15 protein-coding genes are annotated in these 18380 nt (G+C 60.3%); 3 read left to right on the top strand and 12 right to left on the bottom strand.

The features are described 5' to 3' along the window. Positions 1–19: 19 nt before the first annotated feature. From IHN22_RS02045 to larA, 4 genes are read right to left on the bottom strand one after another with little or no spacing between them, the layout of a single operon-like run. A complete protein-coding gene (locus IHN22_RS02045) occupies positions 20–1024 on the bottom strand; it encodes an electron transfer flavoprotein subunit alpha/FixB family protein (protein ID WP_191433239.1) in 1005 nt (334 codons plus the stop codon). A gap of 15 nt (positions 1025–1039) precedes the next feature. Continuing rightward, entirely contained in the window at positions 1040–1846 is an 807-nt protein-coding gene (locus IHN22_RS02040) for an electron transfer flavoprotein subunit beta/FixA family protein (protein WP_191433238.1), read from the bottom strand. Between the two features lie 22 nt (positions 1847–1868). Next, positions 1869–3290, bottom strand: coding sequence for an FAD-binding oxidoreductase (locus IHN22_RS02035; protein WP_191433237.1), 1422 nt, complete (start codon positions 3288–3290; stop codon positions 1869–1871). Between the two features lie 60 nt (positions 3291–3350). After that, positions 3351–4625: a nickel-dependent lactate racemase gene (gene larA / locus IHN22_RS02030; RefSeq protein WP_191433236.1), complete on the bottom strand. Its 1275-nt coding sequence runs from the start codon at positions 4623–4625 to the stop codon at positions 3351–3353. A 381-nt stretch (positions 4626–5006) separates the two neighbouring features. Here larA and IHN22_RS02025 point away from each other — a divergent pair, with 381 nt between their 5' ends. Continuing rightward, a complete protein-coding gene (locus IHN22_RS02025) occupies positions 5007–6566 on the top strand; it encodes an L-lactate permease (RefSeq protein WP_087189241.1) in 1560 nt (519 codons plus the stop codon). A 52-nt stretch (positions 6567–6618) separates the two neighbouring features. Here IHN22_RS02025 and IHN22_RS02020 read toward each other — a convergent pair whose 3' ends face one another. Further along, on the bottom strand, positions 6619–7320 hold the full coding sequence (locus IHN22_RS02020) for an ATP-binding protein (protein ID WP_191433235.1): 702 nt from the start codon (positions 7318–7320) through the stop codon (positions 6619–6621). Between the two features lie 132 nt (positions 7321–7452). Then, positions 7453–7701, bottom strand: coding sequence for an IreB family regulatory phosphoprotein (locus tag IHN22_RS02015; RefSeq protein ID WP_087189243.1), 249 nt, complete (start codon positions 7699–7701; stop codon positions 7453–7455). Between the two features lie 243 nt (positions 7702–7944). On the opposite strand from IHN22_RS02015, the gene IHN22_RS02010 reads away from it, so the two are divergent. Further along, the gene (locus IHN22_RS02010) at positions 7945–8412 is read left to right on the top strand and encodes an RNA polymerase sigma factor (RefSeq protein ID WP_087189244.1); all 468 of its coding nucleotides are present in this window, start codon (positions 7945–7947) and stop codon (positions 8410–8412) included. A 2-nt stretch (positions 8413–8414) separates the two neighbouring features. Continuing rightward, positions 8415–9890 (top strand): serpin family protein, encoded by a 1476-nt coding sequence (locus tag IHN22_RS02005; protein ID WP_191433234.1) that lies wholly within the window; start codon positions 8415–8417, stop codon positions 9888–9890. 41 nt (positions 9891–9931) lie between these two features. Here the strand turns inward: IHN22_RS02005 and cls are convergent, their stop codons facing one another. Genes cls through rapZ form a run of 6 tightly spaced genes read right to left on the bottom strand, consistent with a single transcriptional unit; the run spans position 9932 to position 18371 of the window. After that, entirely contained in the window at positions 9932–11476 is a 1545-nt protein-coding gene (gene cls, locus IHN22_RS02000) for a cardiolipin synthase (protein WP_300985297.1), read from the bottom strand. Positions 11477–11501: 25 nt separating this feature from the next. Continuing rightward, complete coding sequence (locus IHN22_RS01995) at positions 11502–14978, bottom strand: DNA polymerase III subunit alpha (protein WP_191433233.1); 3477 nt, start codon at positions 14976–14978, stop codon at positions 11502–11504. Positions 14979–15008: 30 nt separating this feature from the next. Further along, positions 15009–15539, bottom strand: a complete 531-nt coding sequence (locus tag IHN22_RS01990) for a hypothetical protein (RefSeq protein WP_191433232.1) — start codon at positions 15537–15539, stop codon at positions 15009–15011. Between the two features lie 35 nt (positions 15540–15574). After that, on the bottom strand, positions 15575–16468 hold the full coding sequence (gene whiA / locus IHN22_RS01985; RefSeq protein ID WP_087265557.1) for a DNA-binding protein WhiA: 894 nt from the start codon (positions 16466–16468) through the stop codon (positions 15575–15577). A gap of 12 nt (positions 16469–16480) precedes the next feature. After that, positions 16481–17497 carry a gluconeogenesis factor YvcK family protein gene (locus IHN22_RS01980; protein WP_087189249.1) on the bottom strand — a complete coding sequence of 339 codons (1017 nt, stop codon included), beginning with the start codon at positions 17495–17497 and terminating at the stop codon, positions 16481–16483. A 13-nt stretch (positions 17498–17510) separates the two neighbouring features. Then, positions 17511–18371, bottom strand: a complete 861-nt coding sequence (gene rapZ, locus IHN22_RS01975; protein ID WP_191433231.1) for an RNase adapter RapZ — start codon at positions 18369–18371, stop codon at positions 17511–17513. Between the last annotated feature and the right edge of the window lie 9 nt (positions 18372–18380).

Below are 18380 nucleotides of genomic sequence, written 5' to 3'. Positions count from 1 at the left end.
TACCTGTATGCGGGAGAGATTAGCCCTTGCGCTTCTTGATCTCAGCGGTGAGAGCGGGTACCACCTCAAAGAGGTTGCCCACGATGCCGTAGTCGGCCACGCCGAAGATGGGGGCATCGGCGTCCTTGTTGATGGCCACGATGACGTCGGAGCCGCTCATACCGGCCAGATGCTGAATGGCACCGGAGATGCCGCAGGCGATGTACAGCTTGGGACCCACGGTCTTGCCGGTCTGGCCAACCTGGTGGGAGTGAGAGATCCAGCCGGCGTCAACGGCGGCACGGGAGGCGCCTACGGTGGCGCCCAGCGCGTCGGCCAGTTCACGGATGGGCTCGAAGCCCTCGGCGCTGCCCACGCCGCGGCCGCCGGACACGATGATGTCGGCGCCCTCCAGATCCACCAGCTCACCGGCGGTCTCCTTGATGACCTCCAGGATCTCGGTGCGGATGCTCTCGGCGGGGAAGGAGAAGTCCACCTTCACGATCTCAGCCTTGGCCTCGCCGGCCTCGGGCTTCTTAAAGACGCCGGGACGGACAGTGCCCAGCTGGGGACGATGATCAGTGCACAGGATGGTGGCCATCAGGTTGCCGCCGAAGGCGGGACGGGTCCAGGCCACGCAGCCGGTCTCCTCGTCAATGGCCAGGCCGGTGCAGTCGGCGGTCAGGCCGGTCTGCAGGCGGCTGGACAGACGGGGACCCATGTCACGGCCGTTGGGGGTGGCGCCGATGAGCATGGTGGTGGGGCCGTAGGTCTCCACCAGGTGGTCCAAAGCGGCCACGTAGGCGTCGGTGGAATACTGACGGAACTCCTCGCCATCGACATAGAGGACCTGGTCCGCGCCGTGGCAGGCGGCTTCGTCCACTGCGGCCTTCACGCCGCAGCCGATGACCACGGCCACCAGCTTACCGCCCTGCTTGTCGGCCAGCTCACGGCCGGGGCCCAGCAGCTCGATGCCCACGTTCTTGGCGGAGCCGTCCTCCTTGGTTTCTACAAATACCCAAAGGTCCTTGGTTTTCGCTTCCATGTTGCTGCGCCTCCCTTAAATCACATGGGCCTCGCTCAGAAGCGCGAACAGCTTCTGAGCGGACTCTTCGCCGGTCTCTTCCTTGATGACCACGCCGGCCTCCTTGCGGGGGGGCACGAAGGTCTTCTTCACCTTGGTGGGGGAGCCCTTCAGACCGGCCCGGGCGGGGTCGATGCTGGTCAGCTCGGCGGAGGTCAGGTTCTCGATGACAGCCTTGCGGGCGGCCATCTTCCGCTTGATGGTGGGGAAGCGGGGGTCAAAGGAGGGCTTGGTGAAGGTGATGAGGCAGGGGGTCTTGATACCGATGAGGTAGTTGCCGTCCTCGCCCTCCTTCAGGATGTGCAGAGAGCCGTCGGCGCTGGTGGCCTCCAGGGCGTAGGTGACCTGGGGGTAGTCCAGCAGCTCGGCCAGCTCGGGGCCAACCTGGGCGGTGTCGCCGTCGATGGCCTGCTTGCCGCAGAAGATAGCATCAAACTTGATGCCCTCCAGCTCCTCCACCTTGGCAACGGCATTGTACAGGATGTAGCTGGTGGCCAGGGTATCGGAACCGCCGAACATCCGGTCGGTGACCAGATAAGCCTTGTCGGCAGCGATGGCCAGGGCCTCACGCAGAGCGGCCTCGGCCTGCTTGGGACCCATGGACAGCACCACGATACGGGTATCGGGGTCCTTGTCCTTGATGCGGGCGGCAGCCTCCAGGGCGTAGCCGTCAAAGGGGTTGATGATGCTGGGAACGCCGTCCCGGACCAGGGTGTTGGTGACGGGATCGATCTTGATCTCCGTCGTGTCCGGGACCTGCTTGATGCATACCAGAATATTCATAGCAAAGCTCCTTTCCGAACGATTAGAGAGTGCAGCAGACCTTGCCGGGGTTGAGGATCATCTTGGGGTCAAAGACCTTCTTGATGCCCTGCATCAGCGCCATATTCACCGGGCCCACAGCCTCAGCCAGGTACTTCACCTTGCCGTAGCCGATGCCGTGCTCACCGGAGATCTGGCCGCCCAGTTCCATGGCCTTCTGATAGATGGCGCTGAGGAACTGATCCACCTGCTTGCGGAACTCGGCCTCGTCCATGGTGTTGGAGCACTCATAGATGTGCAGGTTGCCGTCGCCGGCGTGACCGAAGTACTTGACTTCAAAGTCGTACTTGCTCTTGGTCTCGTTGACGAAAGCCACATAGTTGGCGATCTGGTTGACAGGCACCACCACGTCGCACTCATCCAGCAGCTTGGTCTGCTCTTCGATGCCCTCCAGGAAGGAGGAACGGGCAGCCCAGGCGTCCTTCAGCTTGCCCGGGGTGTCGGCCACCAGCACGTCCAGCGCGCCCTCTTCCACCAGCATCTCGGCGGCTCTCTCCACGATGGGATCCAGCTCGTCCATGGAGTCGCCGTCGAAGGTGAGCAGCAGATAGGCACCCACATCCACGCCGTCAAAGGTGTGGGGGAAGGCCTGCTTGCCCAGATACTCCTCGGAGGAGACCAAGATCTCCTTCTCAAAGAACTCTACGGCCTGGGGCTTGAAGTGATTCATAAAGATCTTGGGCACAGTGGAGATGCAGGCGTCCAGATCCTCGTAGGGGACGATGAGGCTGACGGTGGCCTTGGGGGCGGGGATGAGCTTCAGGGTCAGCTCAGTGATAATGCCCAGGGTGCCCTCGGAGCCCACCATCAGGTTGGTCAGGCTGTAACCGGAGCTGGTCTTGGACACGGTGCTGCCGAAGTGGGTGATCTCACCGGTGGGGAGAACTACGGTCATGGCCCGTACATAGTCACGGGTAGCGCCATACTTGACAGCCCGCATACCGCCGGCATTGGTGGCCACGTTGCCGCCCAAGGTAGCCATCTTCTCGCCGGGATCGGGGGGATACAGGCAGCCGTGGGTGAGCGCGTCGTCGGCCAGCTGCTGCAGCAGCACGCCGGGCTGAACGGTAACGGCGAAGTTTTCAAGGTCATAGCTCAGGATCTTGTTCATCCGCATGGTGCACAGCACCACGCCGCCGCACACGGGGGTGCAGCCACCCACCAGACCGGTGCCGGCGCCGCGGGTGGTGACGGGGATGTTGTTGTCGTAGCAGATCTTGACGATGCCGGCCACCTCTTCGGTGGTGAGCACGTCGATGGATACTTCGGGCATCTTCACGCCGTAGATGGGCATCTCATCCCGGGCATAGTCGGGATTGACGTCGCCACCTACCACGACGCGGCCGGGTACCACCTGCTCCAGCTGAGCGATGATTTCAGGCGTGACGGGATTGTACGTTGCCATAAGTAGAACCTCCTCCATACATAGTTCAGGCAAAATGTATTAACGAATGGGAAACGGGACTTACTCCCGCACCATGACGGAAATACCATTGGGAATGACCACCAGATGGGCGTCGGCACCCTTGGCCTGGCGGGCCCGCTCCAGGGCGGTGTCCACGTCGGGGGCCCACTCCATCTTCATGTCCTCGATGGTCCGGCGCTGTTCGGGAACGGTGACGTAGATCACGCGGTGCTTGCACAGGACCCGGGCCAGGATCTGAAATTCCCACTGATCCGGCTTGGTCTGATCCTGCGGCGTGGCCAGGATCTCATCGGTCAGGGCCTGGGGGGAGGAGGCGTCACGCAGGGCATGATAGAAGCTGTCCCCGCCGGCCCCGTCCATGCAGGAGCTGACCATGATGAGCACGCCGCCTTCTGCCGCGGCGGCCTCCGCCGCGGTGAGGCCCTTGACGCTCTGGTAGATGTTCTGATCCAGGGGGTAGCCGCCGTTGCTGGAGATGACGATATCGCCCCGGCGCTCCGGCTTGACCTGGCAGTAACCCAGCAGGAAGTCACAGCCCTTGCGGTGGGCGGTCTCCGGGTCGCCGGCAAAGGCGGCCACTACCTTCTTGTCCTCGTCAATGATGACGTTTACGATGTAAGCCAGCTTGGCCATCCTGGCCGCCGCCAGCATATCGGTGTGAAGCGGATTGCCGTCCAGCACGCCGGTGCGGGCGTAGGGGGAGGCGATAAACTTGGAGCAGTGATTACCCAGCACGGTGACCTGATCACACACGCCGGGCAGCACACTCTTGCGGCCGCCGGAGAAACCGGCAAAGAAGTGGGGCTCAATAAAGCCCTCAGCCACCAGCAGATCGGTCTCCACAGCCAGACGATCGATGACGCAGTCGGCACCGGAGGGGAGCACGCCGATCTTTACGTTGGAGGCGGCGTCCCGGCTGTCGTGAATGACGATGGTCTCATGGTCCACGATGTCCTGACCCAGCTTGCCAACCAGCTCCTCTTTGGTGGTGGGGCGGTGGAAGCCGGTGGCAACCAGCAGGGTGATCTGGATGTCCGGATTGCCCCGGCGCAGCTGGGCCAGCATATGGGGCAGAATGTGCTTGCTGGGCACCGGACGGGTATGATCGCTGATGATGATGGTGCAGGTTTTCTTGCCGGCGGCCAGCTCCTCCAGAGGCTTGGAGTCGATGGGGTTGGCCATGGCGGCCAGCACCAGGGCGTCCTCTGAGTCGGAGGCAGTCAGCTCCCCGATGTGAGAGGTGAGCACCTCAGCCCCGGACAGATCCGCGTGCAGCGTCATGCCGGAAGATCCAAAGGGAATGGTAAGGGCCATTCGAAATACCTCCTTGCAGATCGGAATTAAGAATGAAGTGGTACAACCACTTTGCTGACGTCATCACTTTACCACAATTTTTGAAAAATGCAATCCCCAGTTTTTAATTTCTCACATATTCCGAAAAAATGGGTTTGAATTTATGCAAAGCGCCAATTTTGAGCTGAAATAAAGAAAGGGAGTGGACAATTTGCTGGTATGAATTTATAATAAGACCAGTCAGTTTATCGAAATATCATTTACTGCGGAAAAGCATGGAAAAATTAAGGAGGGAGAGAAGGGCGAATTTCGGTTTTTGTATTTTGATTGGTAGAACCAATAAAAAGTGGGCCGCCGCCCTGTGTCCGGCGGCGGCAGGAGACAAAGGAGGTCCCGTTTTCAATGCCGTTGTTGATGTCGATCCTTACGCTGCTGCCTATTGTCTGGCTGATAATTGCGCTGGCTGTTCTGAAAATGCCGGGCCATCGCGCCTGTCTCATCGCGCTGCTGCTCACGGCGGTGCTGGCCCTGACCCTGTGGAAGATGCCGCCGGTGGATTGCCTGACCTCCGCCCTGGAGGGCTTTGCCGCGGCCCTGTGGCCCATCATTCTGGTGATCATCGCCGCCATTTTTACTTACAATCTGTCTTTGCGCACCGGCGCTATGGATGTGATCAAGCGGATGCTGTCCAATGTGTCGGGGGACCGGCGGGTCATCATCCTGCTGATCGGCTGGTGCTTCGGCGGATTTCTGGAGGGAATGGCGGGCTTTGGTACCGCCGTGGCCATTCCCGCCGGTATGCTGGCAGGTATGGGTATGGACCCGGTGCTGTCCTGCCTGGTGTGTATGCTGGCCAACGCCTTCCCCACGGCCTTTGGCTCGGTGGGTATTCCCACCACCACGCTGGTCAGTGTGACCGGGCTGGATGCCATCCCGCTGGCCTTTACCACCGTGGTGGAAATGGCTCCCTTCATGATCCTGATGCCCTTCCTGATGGTGATTGCCGGCGGCGGTGGCGTCAAGGCCCTGAAAGGGGTGGTGGGTATCACCCTGGTGGCCGGTCTGTCCTTTGTGGTGCCTGAGCTGGCGGTGTCCTACTTCCTGGGGCCGGAGCTCACGGTAGTGGTGGGCAGCGTGGTGTCCCTGGCCTGCACGCTGGCCATGGCCCGGCTGCGGAAAGGTAAGCCGGTGCCCGCGGAATATCAGATGTCCAGTGGGCAGCCCGCCCAGACGGGGGAGCGGGGGACGATGTCCCCGGTGGTGGCCTTTTTGCCCTTCCTGCTGATCTTTGTGCTGCTGCTGCTTACCTCCAAGCTGGTGCCGCCGGTCAACAGCTTCCTGTCTCAGTTTGCCTCGTCCTTCAAGATCAGCACCGCTGAGACGGCGGGGCTGACCTCCTTCAGTTGGGTCAACACCCCCGGTGTGGTCATCTTTGTGGCGGCCATCATCGGCGGCGTGGTGCAGAAGGCAGGGGCACGGTTGATGTGGGAGACCTTCCTGGCCACCCTGAAGCAGATGAGCCGCACCATTGTTACCATTATGGCGGTATTGGCGGTGGCCAAGATCATGACCTATTCCGGCATGATCTCTGACATGGCAGGGCTGTTTGTCTCCATTACCGGCGTGTTCTATCCCTTCGTATCCCCCATCATCGCTGCCATCGGTGCCTTTGTTACCGGCAGCGGTACCAACACGGAGGTATTGCTGGGCCGGCTTCAGTCGGAAGCGGCCACAGCCATCGGCGCTTCGCCCTACTGGCTGGCGGCAGCAAACTCTGTGGGTGCCGGTATCGGAAAAATCCTCTCTCCCCAGTGTATTGCCACCGCTGTGGCGGCGGTTGGCCTGGTGGGTCAGGACAGCAAAGTGCTGTCTGCGGTTCTGAAATGGGCCCTCTTCATGCTGGTTCTGGCCTGTATTCTGGTGGGCTGCTTCCAGTGGCTTGCCCCTTATCTGGTTGGCTGAAATCAAATACCCCCGGACCGCTGTTTTCAGCGATTCGGGGGTATTTTGATAGTTACTGTATGGAGCCGTCGGGGGCTACGATGGCAACCCGCAGGGGAATATTCTTTCCGCTGGCGGCCACGGCGTTCTGAACTGCCCGCTGGATACCGCCGCAGCAGGGTACCGTCATGCGGACTACGGTGACACTCTTTACGTCGTTGCCCGCCAGGATAGCAGTCAGTTTCTCAGTATAATCGCCCTCATCCAGCTTGGGGCAGCCAATGAGCGTTACCCTGCCCTTGATGAAATCCTGATGGAAGTTACCGTAGGCGTAGGCCGTGCAGTCGGCGGCAATGAGCAGATGACAGCCGTCGAAGTAAGGGGCATTGATGGGTGCCAGCTTGATCTGTACCGGCCACTGACGCAGCTGGCTGGGTACCTGCCCGGCGCAGGGGGAAGGGGAGGCTTCATCACGATGGATGGCCCGGCTCATGCTGCCGGGGCAGCCGCAGGGCAGGGGAGCGGAGGCCTTCTCTTTGGCAGCCTTGGCGGCCATGACGGCGGCGTGGTCGTAGGCAGGAGCTTCCCGCTCTTCAAAGGTGATGGCTCCGGTGGGGCAGGCGGGCAGACAATCGCCCAGCCCGTCACAGTAGTCCTCCCGGGTCAGTTTGGCCTTACCATTTACCATCTCGATGGCGCCCTCGTGGCAGGCGGCGGCACACAGGCCGCAGCCGTTGCACAGGGCCTCGTCAATTTTTATGATCTTGCGTTTCATATGGAACGCCTCCTTGTGTTTGTGTGAGCCAAGCATACCAGAGCTGTGCCCTGCGGTATGTTGCAGCAGCAACACAAACAGAAAAAAAGATGTCTGCGCATAGCGCAGACATCTTTTTCTCGCAATCAAACATCAATCCCTGAGATACTGCTTGACCAGCTCCTGCAACAACTCGTCCCGGTCCAGCTTACGGATGAGGGCCCGGGCGTTGTTATAATTGGTGATATAAGTCGGGTCCTCCGAGAGGATGTACCCCACGATCTGATTGATGGGGTTATATCCCTTCTCCTGAAGGGAGTTGTATACGGAGGTCAGCACCTCTTTGATCTCAGGATCTTTTTCATAACGGATGCTGAATTTGCGAGTGTAATCGGTCTCCATACCTGTCGCACCTCCTAGTTCAATCTGTTTCCCATTGTAGCCGAAAATGCTTGTGCTGTAAAGGGGGAGCGTGAAAATTTATCAATCTTTAAGATGTTGGAAAGGAAAATATCTGGTAGATGCAACCATTGGATGGGTGCTGTGGTATTATGGATACCAGAGGACCGGCGGGGCCTGTGCTTACGGGCATGAGCGCAGGAGGAATCGGCGGCCTCCGGATGCCCGTAAGGGAGGGGAAAGACCATGACGGACGAGCGGAAAGCCAGAGCTCAGGTGGAGCGCTGGGGAGATATGGTGTGGCGGCTGGCCCTGGCCCGCACTCGCCATATCCAGGACAGCGAGGATGTGTTCCAGGAGGTGTTTGCCCGCTTCTTCCGCCATGAGGAGGAGCTGGACAGCGATGAGCACCGGAAGGCCTGGCTGATCCGCTGTACCCTCAACTGCACCAACACCCTGCTGTCCGCTCGCTGGCGGACCCACCTGCCCCTGGAGGAGGCGGTGACAAAGGCCATGGAACCGGCGGATCGCACGGTCTATGAGGCGGTACTGTCCCTGCCAAAAAAGTACCGGACTGCCATTCACCTGCATTACTATGAGGGGTATTCGGTGGAGGAGATTGCTGCCCTCACCGGAGCCAAGACGGGCACAGTGAAAAGCTGGTTGTCCCGGGGGCGGGACCGGCTGTCTCAAGCACTGAAAGGAGACAAGTGACCATGATGAATGAATATAAACGGGCCAATGATACCCTCCATCCCACCCATTCCGCTGTGGAGCGGGCGGTGAGGGGGGAGGATTCCAAGAGAAAAGGAAGGCCGCTGAAAGCACTGGTGCCGGCGGGAGTGGCGGCTGTGGCAGCCGTAGCCCTGCTTATCACCGGTATCCCCGGCACGGACGGCGAGACCGGCGGCGGGCCATTGACAGGCAGCGCCTATGCCATTGCCTTGCCGGAGTACCCTGATCTGCCCAAGCACCCAGCTGAACCCCTGGGGGGCAGCGACGCGGAGTGGGAGCAATTCAATGCAGACCTGGATGTCTATCTGGACGCCTGGGAGGCCTACCAGGACGAGACCGTCAGCCTGCGTGATACCCCTGAGCTGACTGCCGCCCTGGCGGACTATACCGGCACCAGCGCCGCCCTGGCTCTGGCAGGGGAGGGCAACCGGGTCTATTCTCCCGTATCCCTGTGGTTTGCTCTGGCCATGCTGAGCGAGACTACGGACGGAGAAACTCAGCAGCAGATACTGGATGCTTTAGGGGCTTCCGATGTGAATCAGCTGCGGGAGTGGGCCGACATCCTGTGGCACACCCTCTACCTGGATGACGGCACCGCCGCCACGCTGCTGGGCACCTCCATCTGGCTCAGCGAGAAGTTAGACTTCCACCAGGACACCCTGGAGCGGCTGGCGGAGTACTATTATGCCGGCTCCTTCCGGGTCCCCATGGGTACCGGCGAGGCGGACAGAGCCATCACGGAGTGGGTATCGGAGCAGACAAAGGGGCTCATCGGCTCCGACGGCAAGGTGCTGACCACCAGGGCCGAGACTCTGGCGGTGCTGGCCTCTACCCTGTACTTCCAGGCCCGGTGGAGCGACGAGTTTGATCCCAGCCTCACGTCGGAGGAAGGGTTCACCGCCGCGGACGGCAGCGAGACGGCGGTGGATTTCATGCACAAGACCCAGACTGCCGGCTTTCTCCGCCAGAACGGCTACCAGGCGGCCAGCCTGGGCACCACCGGCGGCACGATGACCTTTGTCCTCCCTGACGAGGGGGTCACCCCCGCCGAATTGCTGGCCGACCCGGATTTTTTGACGGAACTCACCGATTCTGAGAGTAAGATCTACGGCGAGGTCCAGTGGTCGGTGCCCAAGTTCGATGTCAGTTCCGATCTGGATTTGATTCCTGCCCTGACAGGTATGGGGATCACCGACGTGCTGTACAGGGGGACCGCCGACTTCACCCCCCTCGTCGACCTCACTCCGGTGTGGCTGGACCAGGCCAGACAGATCGCCCGGGTGAAGGTGGATGAGGAGGGGGTGGAGGCCGCCGCCGTCACCCTGCTGGCTGCCGACGCCTCGGAGGCCATCGTGGAGGACCCCGCTATCTGCGTCATGGATCTGGACCGGCCCTTCCTGTTCGTGATCCGGGATGGGGATGCCGTCCTCTTTGTGGGCGTGGTGGAGCAGGTATAAGCACAGCCCCCGCGGCATCTTGCTGCGGGGGCTGTGTTCGTTTATACCAGGGGAGCCAGCACACGCAGGATGGATCGGAACAGCCGCCGGGGCCAGGACCGCTCCAGGCACTGCTCCAGGGTGACTTTTTGGCTGGCCAGCTGGGTGGCCAGAAAGTCGGCCTTGATGTCCAGCACTGTGGGGTCCTGGTAGAGGAGCACCGCGTCCTCAAAGTGGAGGAACATACTGCGATAGTCCATGTTGATGGTGCCTACAACTCCGCACACATCGTCGGACACCAGATTTTTGGCGTGGACAAAGCCGGGGGTGTACTCAAAGATTTGTACTCCAGCCTCCAGCAGAGGCTGGTAGTGGGAGCGGGTCAGCTCAAATACCAGCTTTTTGTCCGGGATATGGGGGGTGATGATGCGTACATCCACTCCGGATTTGGCGGCATTGCACAGGGCGGTATTGACGCTGTCGCTGACGATGAGGTAGGGAGTCATAATATAGACGTACCGCTTGGCCTTGGAGATCAGGTTCAGATATACTGTCTCACCCACCGGCTCGTTGTCCAGGGGATTGTCGGCGTAGGGCTGTACAAAGCAATCTTTTCCCAGAACAGCCTCGGGAGGCAGGGCGGTGGGCCGCAGGGCAGCATAGTCCACCTTGATCTCCCGGATATATTCCCACATGGTGAGGAACATCACCGTCATGCTCCAGGCTGCCTCTCCTTTTACCAGGATGGCGCTGTCCTTCCAGTGACCGAAGCGGGGTTTCTGGTTGATATACTCGTCAGCCAGATTGATCCCGCCGGTGAAAGCAGTGTGTCCGTCGATGATGCACAGCTTCCGGTGATCCCGGTTGTTCATACGGATGGAAATGACCGGCTTGAACCGGTTGAAACAGCAGCAGGGGATACCGGTCTCCTGCTCAAATTTTTCGGCGTAATTGGCGGGCAGGGTGCCAAGGGAACCCACGTCGTCATAGATCACCCGTACGTCCACGCCGGCAGCGTGCTTTTCCTTCAAAACTTCCACGATGGAGTCCCAGAACACACCGGGGGCCAGGATGAAATACTCCAAAAAGATATAATGTTTGGCCTTTTTCAATTCCTCCAGCATAGCGGGGAAGGCGTCGTCTCCCAGCGGGAAGTACCGTGTCCAGGTATTGGTATACACCGGGCAGCGGGCATACTGCTCCAGATAGCGGGCCTGATTTACCGCATCCTGGCCCAGCACGGAGAGTTTTTTTGCTTTGTAATCATCCTCCAACTGCTCCAGCATGGTACGGTCCATACCCTGCATCTTCCGGCGCATCCGGGCAGACAGCTTGTTGCCGCCGCACAGCAGATAGACCAGCCAGCCAAACATGGGGAAGAGCAGGATGGGGATGATCCAGGCGATCTTATACCCCGGATCGGTCTGCCTGCGGACAATGACCAGTACAGCCAGCAGAGAGAGTACCACACAGGCCCAGTATACGTAGACATAGTAACTCCAGGCCCATATCATGGGCACCAGAAGTACCGTGGCCTGCAAAATGATGAGCACAGCCACGATCACTGAGCGCTGAAAGAGAAAGGAAGATAGCTTTTTGATGTTCACGGGGTTACTCCTTGCCGCATGATGGTTACTTCACGACCACATTTTCCCCACCCAGCAGTTCTTTCAGTTCTTCGACAAGTGCCGGATGAATCAAGCAGGGGGTGGACAACAGCTTGCCGGTATCGGCGCAGCGGATCACCAGCTGCTCTGTGCCGGGGAACATGGTGAGCACCAGTTTGATCCGGCGCCAGCGGGAGTCCTCCAGGCTGGGGATACGGATGTACAGCTTTTTGATCTTCATCGCAGGCTGGTCCGGCTCCTCGTAGCCGTCCCGCAGGTGGTCCAGAGGTTGTACTCGGTCACACATGAGCTGGGGGGCCTTTTCATCCCGGACGGAGATGCGGCCCTCGGCCAGCAGCGGCACATTTTCCTTCAGATAGGGGCCGCACTCGCCCAGAGCACGGGCAAACACCAGCATCTCCATAGAGCCGGTGTCATCCTCCAGGGTGACATAGGCCATCAGAGTGTTGTTGCGGGTGGTGCGGGTACGGGAGGCGGACACCACACCGGCAATGGTCACTCGCTGCTCGTCCCGGAAGGTGGTGGGACCGCCCTCCTGGGCGAAATCGGAGAGAATGGCGCCGATGGAGGCTACCTTCCGCTTTTTCACAAGGTCCCGGTACTCATCCATGGGGTGACCGGACAGGTACAGGCCGGTGGTCTCCTTCTCCATGGTCATCAGCTCCCGGCGGGAGAACTCAGGGATGTTTTTCAGGTTGAGCTGGGGGGCGGACTGGGGTTCGTCCCCGCCGCCGCCGAAGAGGTCAAATTGCCCCTCCAGATTTTTGCGCTTGTTCTGAGCGATGGAGTCCACCAGAGACTCATAGGCGTCCAGCAGCTGGGAGCGGAAGATTCCCATACTGTCAAAAGCGCCGCACTTGATGAGACTTTCCAGCACCCGCTTATTCAGGTCGGAATCAAACATCCGCTGGCAGAAGTCGGGGAAGGAGGTGAACGCCCCCTTCTTTCGTTCTGTCAGTACGTCGTTGATAAAGCCGCGGCCTACGCCCTTGACGGCCACCAGACCGAAGCGGATGTGGTCGCCGGATACGGTGAAGTCGGCCCCGGACTCGTTGATGTCCGGGGGGAGGAGAGGAATGCCGCAGTCCTTGCATTCGGCGATATACTCGGCCACCTTCTCGCTGGAGTCTAGCACTGAGGTGAGGAGGGCGGCCATGTATTCCTTGGTGTAGTGGCACTTGAACCAGGCGGTGTGGTAGGCCACAATGGCGTAGCTTACCGCGTGGGCCTTGTTGAAGGCGTACTGGGCGAAGGCCTCGATCTCGTCATAAATGTCCTCGGCGGTCTGTTGGGGGATGCCGTTTGCCATACATCCGGCAATGTTCCGCTCGGGGTCGCCGTGGACAAAGGTGTGCCGCTCCTTCTCGATCTGGGCCTTCTTCTTTTTGGAGATGGCCCGGCGCACCATGTCAGCCTGGCCCATGGTGTAGCCCGCCAGACGGCGGAAGATCTCAATGACCTGCTCCTGATATACGATGCAGCCGTAGGTCACCGACAGGATGGGCTCCAGGGCGGGGTGCTTGTACTTCACCTTGTCCGGGTTGTGCTTGCAGGCGATGAACCGGGGAATGGAGTCCATAGGGCCGGGACGGTAGAGGGCGATGATAGCGGTGATGTCCTCGATGTTGTGGGGTTTCAGGCCCACGCACACCCCGGTCATGCCCGCCGACTCCATCTGGAACACGCCGGAGGTCTTGCCGTCGGACAGCATCTGGAATACCTCGGGGTCGTTGTCCGGGATGTCGGCCAGGGAGAAGCCGGGGCGCTTCTGGGCCACCAGTTTCACCGTGTCGTCCAGGATGGTCAGGTTCCGCAGGCCCAGGAAATCCATTTTCAGGAGGCCAAGCTCCTCCAGGGTGGTCATGACGTACTGGGTGACCACCGACTCGTCGTTTTTGGCCAGAGGTACATAGTCCATCACCGGGCGGCGGGTGATAACCACGCCGGCGGCGTGGGTGGAGGCGTGGCGGGGCATTCCCTCAATGGCCTTGGCAGTGTCGATGAGCTCCTTTACCCGCCCGTCTCCCTCGTAGAGGTCCTTCAGGGGCTTGGACAGCTGGAGTGCCTGATCCAGAGTGATGTGGAGGGCGCCGGGGCCGCTGGGCACCTGTTTGGCCACCGCGTCCACGTCGGCGTATGGGATATTCAGAGCCCGGCCCACGTCCCGGATGGCCCCTCGGGCGGCCATGGTACCAAAAGTGACGATCTGAGCCACATGGTCCTCGCCGTACTTGCGCTGGACGTACTCAATGACCTCCTGCCTCCGACGGATGCAGAAGTCAATGTCGATATCGGGCATGGTGACCCGCTCCGGGTTGAGGAATCGCTCAAAGTAGAGGGAGTACTTCATGGGGTCCACATCGGTGATGTTCATGCAGTAGGCCACCATGGAGCCTGCCGCCGAACCGCGGCCGGGGCCCACCGGGATGCCCTGGCTTTTAGCATACCCAATAAAATCCGAAACGATAAGGAAGTAGTCCACAAATCCCATTTGCCGGATGACGCCCATCTCGTAGGCCAGACGGTCCTGGTACCCCTCGGGATTGTCAGGGTAGCGGCGGGCGTACCCCTCCCGGCACAGCTTCTCAAAATAGGCGTCCCCATCGGTGTAGCCCTGGGGTAGCTTGAATTCCGGCAGGTGGTAGGTGCCGAACTGGAAGTCCATGTTGCACAGCTCGGCAATTTTCACCGTGTTTTCCACCGCCTCCGGGTAATCGGGGAAGAGGGCGGCCATCTCCTCGGTGGACTTGACGTACAGCTCGCTGGTCTCCATTTTCAGGCGGTTGGGGTCGTCCACCGTTTTGCCCATCTGGATGCACATAAGGGTGTCCTGCATCTGGGCGTCCTCCCGGCGGAGGTAGTGGGCGTCGTTGGTCACCACCAGGGGGATACCGGTCTCCTGGTGGATGCGGATGAGCCCCTGGTTGATGGCGGGGTCATTGGGCAGGTTGTGGTCCTGAAGCTCCAGGTAGTAGCCGTCCTCCCCAAAGAGCTCCCGCATTTCCAGGGCAATGGCCTTAGCGCCCTCGTAGTCCCCCGCCAGGATGCGCCGGGGCACCTCGCCGGACTGGCAGGCCGACAGGGCGATGAGCCCGCCGCAATGCTGCCGCAGCAGCTCCTTGTCGATACGGGGGCGGATATAGAAGCCCTCAGTAAAGGCGCAGGAGTCCAGATAGCACAGGTTGCGGTAGCCCTCCTCGTTGCGGCAGAGCAGAATCAGATGGTACATGGCGGCATCCAGCTCATGGACCCGGTCAGTGCGGCCACGAGGAGCCACATAGACCTCACAGCCGATGATGGGCTTGATTCCCTCCGCCTTGCAGGCCTTGTAGAAGTCCACCACGCCGTACATGACCCCGTGGTCGGTGATGGCCACGGCGGGCTGTCCCAGCTCCTTCACCCGCTTGACCAGCAGGGGGATGCGGCAGGCGCCGTCCAGCAGGGAAAACTCGGTATGGACGTGCAGGTGGACAAAGGACATAGGGATACCTCCTTGAGATGGTAGCGGCGTTCAGCGGGGAATTGTCGTATGCTGACAGAGCGTTTGGGTCAGATAGTCCCGCAGGATCTTGCGGTTGGCCTGCTCCTCCACATTGACATTGGAGCTGAGCAGAATCAGGAAGCTGGCAAAATAGCAGCCCAGCAGAGGAATCACAATTCCCCAGAAATCTCCGTATAGGGAGAGAAAGAATACTTCAAATAGTGATAAGTGCCGCAGGCCAGAGCGACTGCCACCTGTCAGTAATAACAGCAACAAGAAAAATATTAAGGACAAAGGTATGGCAAACAAGAGGCACTGAAACAGGGAGAGACCGAAATAGCCGCGCATAATGGCACTGCCATCCTTTCTGGACAGAATGCGGCCTTTCCATTCGCTGAAAGTCTCTTTGCCCTCAGCACCTTTTTTAGCGAGGGTTATCTCAGTCTTCCAGTTGTATATCTTCACATTCAGACGACTGCCGTCAGGCAATATAGTCCCGTTCAGGGACATCAGCAGGCGGTACAACTGCTCCTGGGACAGAGAAGTGACAAAGCGTGCCATAGCCTTCGCTCCTTTCTGTGCAGCGGAACCAATGACTACCGGTTGGCCAGTTCTACCAGTTTGCGCAGACGGTGATTGAATGCAGATTTGCTAACCGGCGGATCGCACAGCTCGGCCAGCTGGGACAGGGTAAGCTCCGGGTGGGCCATCCGCAGGTCCACCGCCTCCTTCAGCTTGTCCGGCAGGTTTTCCAGCATACCCCGCTCCTCCAGCTTATAGATGGCCTCGATCTGGCCCTGGGCGGCATCTACCGCCTTGTCCAGGTTAGCGGCGTCACAGTTGACCCGGCGGTTGATGCTGCCCCGCAGGTCCTTCTCCGCCTTGGCGTTCATCAGATCCATGGCCGCCAAGGGGGCCCCCATGGCGGTAAGAAAGTCCTCAATGGCGTTGCTCTGCTTAAAGTAGGTAATGGCGTTGGCCTTGCGGCGGCTTTCTTTGGGGGAGAAACCCATCTCCAGCAGCAAGGCGTGGAGCTCCCGGCTCACCGACAGATGGGAGGTGGCCAATTCCAGATGATAGCGCTTGGCCGGGTCGGTCACCGAGCCACCCGCCAGAAAGGCGCCCCGCAGAAAGGCGGTACGGCAGTGATCTTCCTCCAGAACAGCGTAATTGATGTGGTGAACCAGCGCCTCCGCCGGATCATGGCCAAAAACGGACCAGAGGGCGGACAGCTTGTCCGGAGCGGTGATGGAAAAGATGCGCTTGCCCGCCCCCTCTGCGGGCAGGCGGTCAAAGCGCACCTGAAAAGCCTTTTGAAACAGTTGGGGCAGCCGGTCGGCAAACTCCGGCGACTCGGTGGTGATGCGGACCTCGGTGGGGGTGGACAGGGAGCAGTAGAGCAGTACCCCGTAGGCCTCCGCCTGGGCGCAGCACTTCCGGTTGAGGGGGGCGCGGCACAGCTCCGCCTTGACCTGAGTGGAAAAGGACATGATACGCCCTCCTTACAGAATCCGGGTGGAGGCCCGCTCCTGATACAGATCCATCACCGCGGCGGACAGCCGGGCAAAGGAGTGGCGGGCATAATCCAGGGTTTCAGAGGCCAAAGGACGGGTGACCAGCTCCACCCCCAAGGCTTCAATGGCCTCTTTGTCCACGACGATGGGAGTGGCGTCCTCCTCCTTATACCGCTCCAGCAGGCCGGGACGTACCGGGGCGGAATTGCACAAACAGATATCAATAAGGCAGGGACCGGAGTGGCGCAGCAGGGCCTTCACATGGTCGGAGGCGGTCATGCCCTCGGTCTCGCCGTCCTGAGTCATAATATTGCAGATATAGATCTTCAGGGCCTTGGAGGCGCATACCGCCTCGGAAATGCCGTCCACCAGCAGATTGGGAATGACGCTGGTATACAGGGAGCCGGGCCCCAGCAGGATCAAATCGGCCTCCTGGATGGCACGGATGGCCTCGGGCAAGGCTTTGGGGTGCTCGGGCAGCAGGCGCACACCCTGGATGCGGCAGTCCTGGGCCTTTTTAAAGTCGCTGATCTTGGATTCGCCCTGGACTCTGGTGCCATTCTCAAAGGTGGCCTCCAATACCACGTCGGCGTTGGTCACAGGCAGTACCCGGCCGGTGATGGCCAGAACCTGGCTCATTTTGGATACCGCCTCGTCAAAGGAGCCGGAAATGCCGTTGAGGGCGGCCAGGATCAGATTGCCGAAGGACTGGCCGGTCAGGTTGCCGGAGCCCTGGGGGAAGCGGTAGGTGAGCAGCTGCTGCATCAAAGGCTCGGCATTGGCCAGAGCCTCCATGCAGTGGCGTATGTCTCCCGGAGGGGGCATCCCCAGATCCTGCCGCAGCATACCGGAGCTGCCGCCGTCGTCGGCCACGGTGACGATGGCGGTCAGATTCTTGGTGTGGTTTTTCAGACCGCGGAGCATGGTGGACAGACCGGTGCCGCCGCCGATGGCGACGACCTTGGGCCCCTGGGCCCAGCGGCGCTCATAAAAGGACTGATACACGGCGGCTCCTCCTTTATGCCCGGGTCATGTCCCGGTGATTTTCGGTGGCCTGATAGCCCTTCTGCTTGATGTACTCGGCCAGAGCGTGGGTAATGGCGACCGAGCGGTGCTGTCCGCCGGTACAGCCCACGGCGATAACCAGGGCGGCTTTACCCTCCGCCACATAGAGGGGGAGGAGGAAACCAATGAGATTCTCCAGATAGTTCATAAATTCGGTGGTCTGGCGATAGCCGAACACAAAGTCGTACACGCCGTCGTCCAGTCCGGTCTGGTGACGCAGCTCGGCAATGTAATAGGGATTGGGCAGAAAGCGTACGTCAAACACCAGATCGGCCTCGATGGGGATACCGTACTTGAAGCCGAAGGAGATGACGCTGACGCTCATCTCGGGGGTATCGCCGCCGTGGCCGAAGAGGCGCAGCACCTCCCCCCGCAGCTTGGCGGTGGAGAGAGCGGAGGTGTCGATGATGTATTCCGCCCGCTGGCGGACAGGGGAGAGGACGGTGCGCTCCAGCCGGACGGCCTCGTCCAGGGAGTGGGCGGAGCTGGCCAGGGGGTGGCTGCGCCGGGTCTCCTTGTACCGCTTGATGATGGCCTCCACGCTGGCCTCCACAAAGAGGATCTTATACTCGCACCCCATCTCCTGGAGGGCGTCCAGGGCGGAGAACAGCCCGTCAAAGGTCTGACCGCCCCGGATGTCGGTGACCAGAGCCACCCGGTCATACCGGGAGGGATTTGCCATACACAGCTCGGCAAATTTGGGGATCAGGGGGGCGGGCATATTGTCGACCACATAAAAGCCGATATCCTCCAGGAAGGAGGCGGTTTTACTCTTGCCTGCGCCGGACAGGCCGGAAATAATAATAAAATTCATAGGAACTCA

This window comes from Flavonifractor sp. An112 (assembly GCF_904377885.1).
GTDB lineage: Bacteria > Bacillota > Clostridia > Oscillospirales > Oscillospiraceae > Flavonifractor > Flavonifractor avicola.
This window is presented reverse-complemented; position numbering and strand designations above follow the sequence as displayed.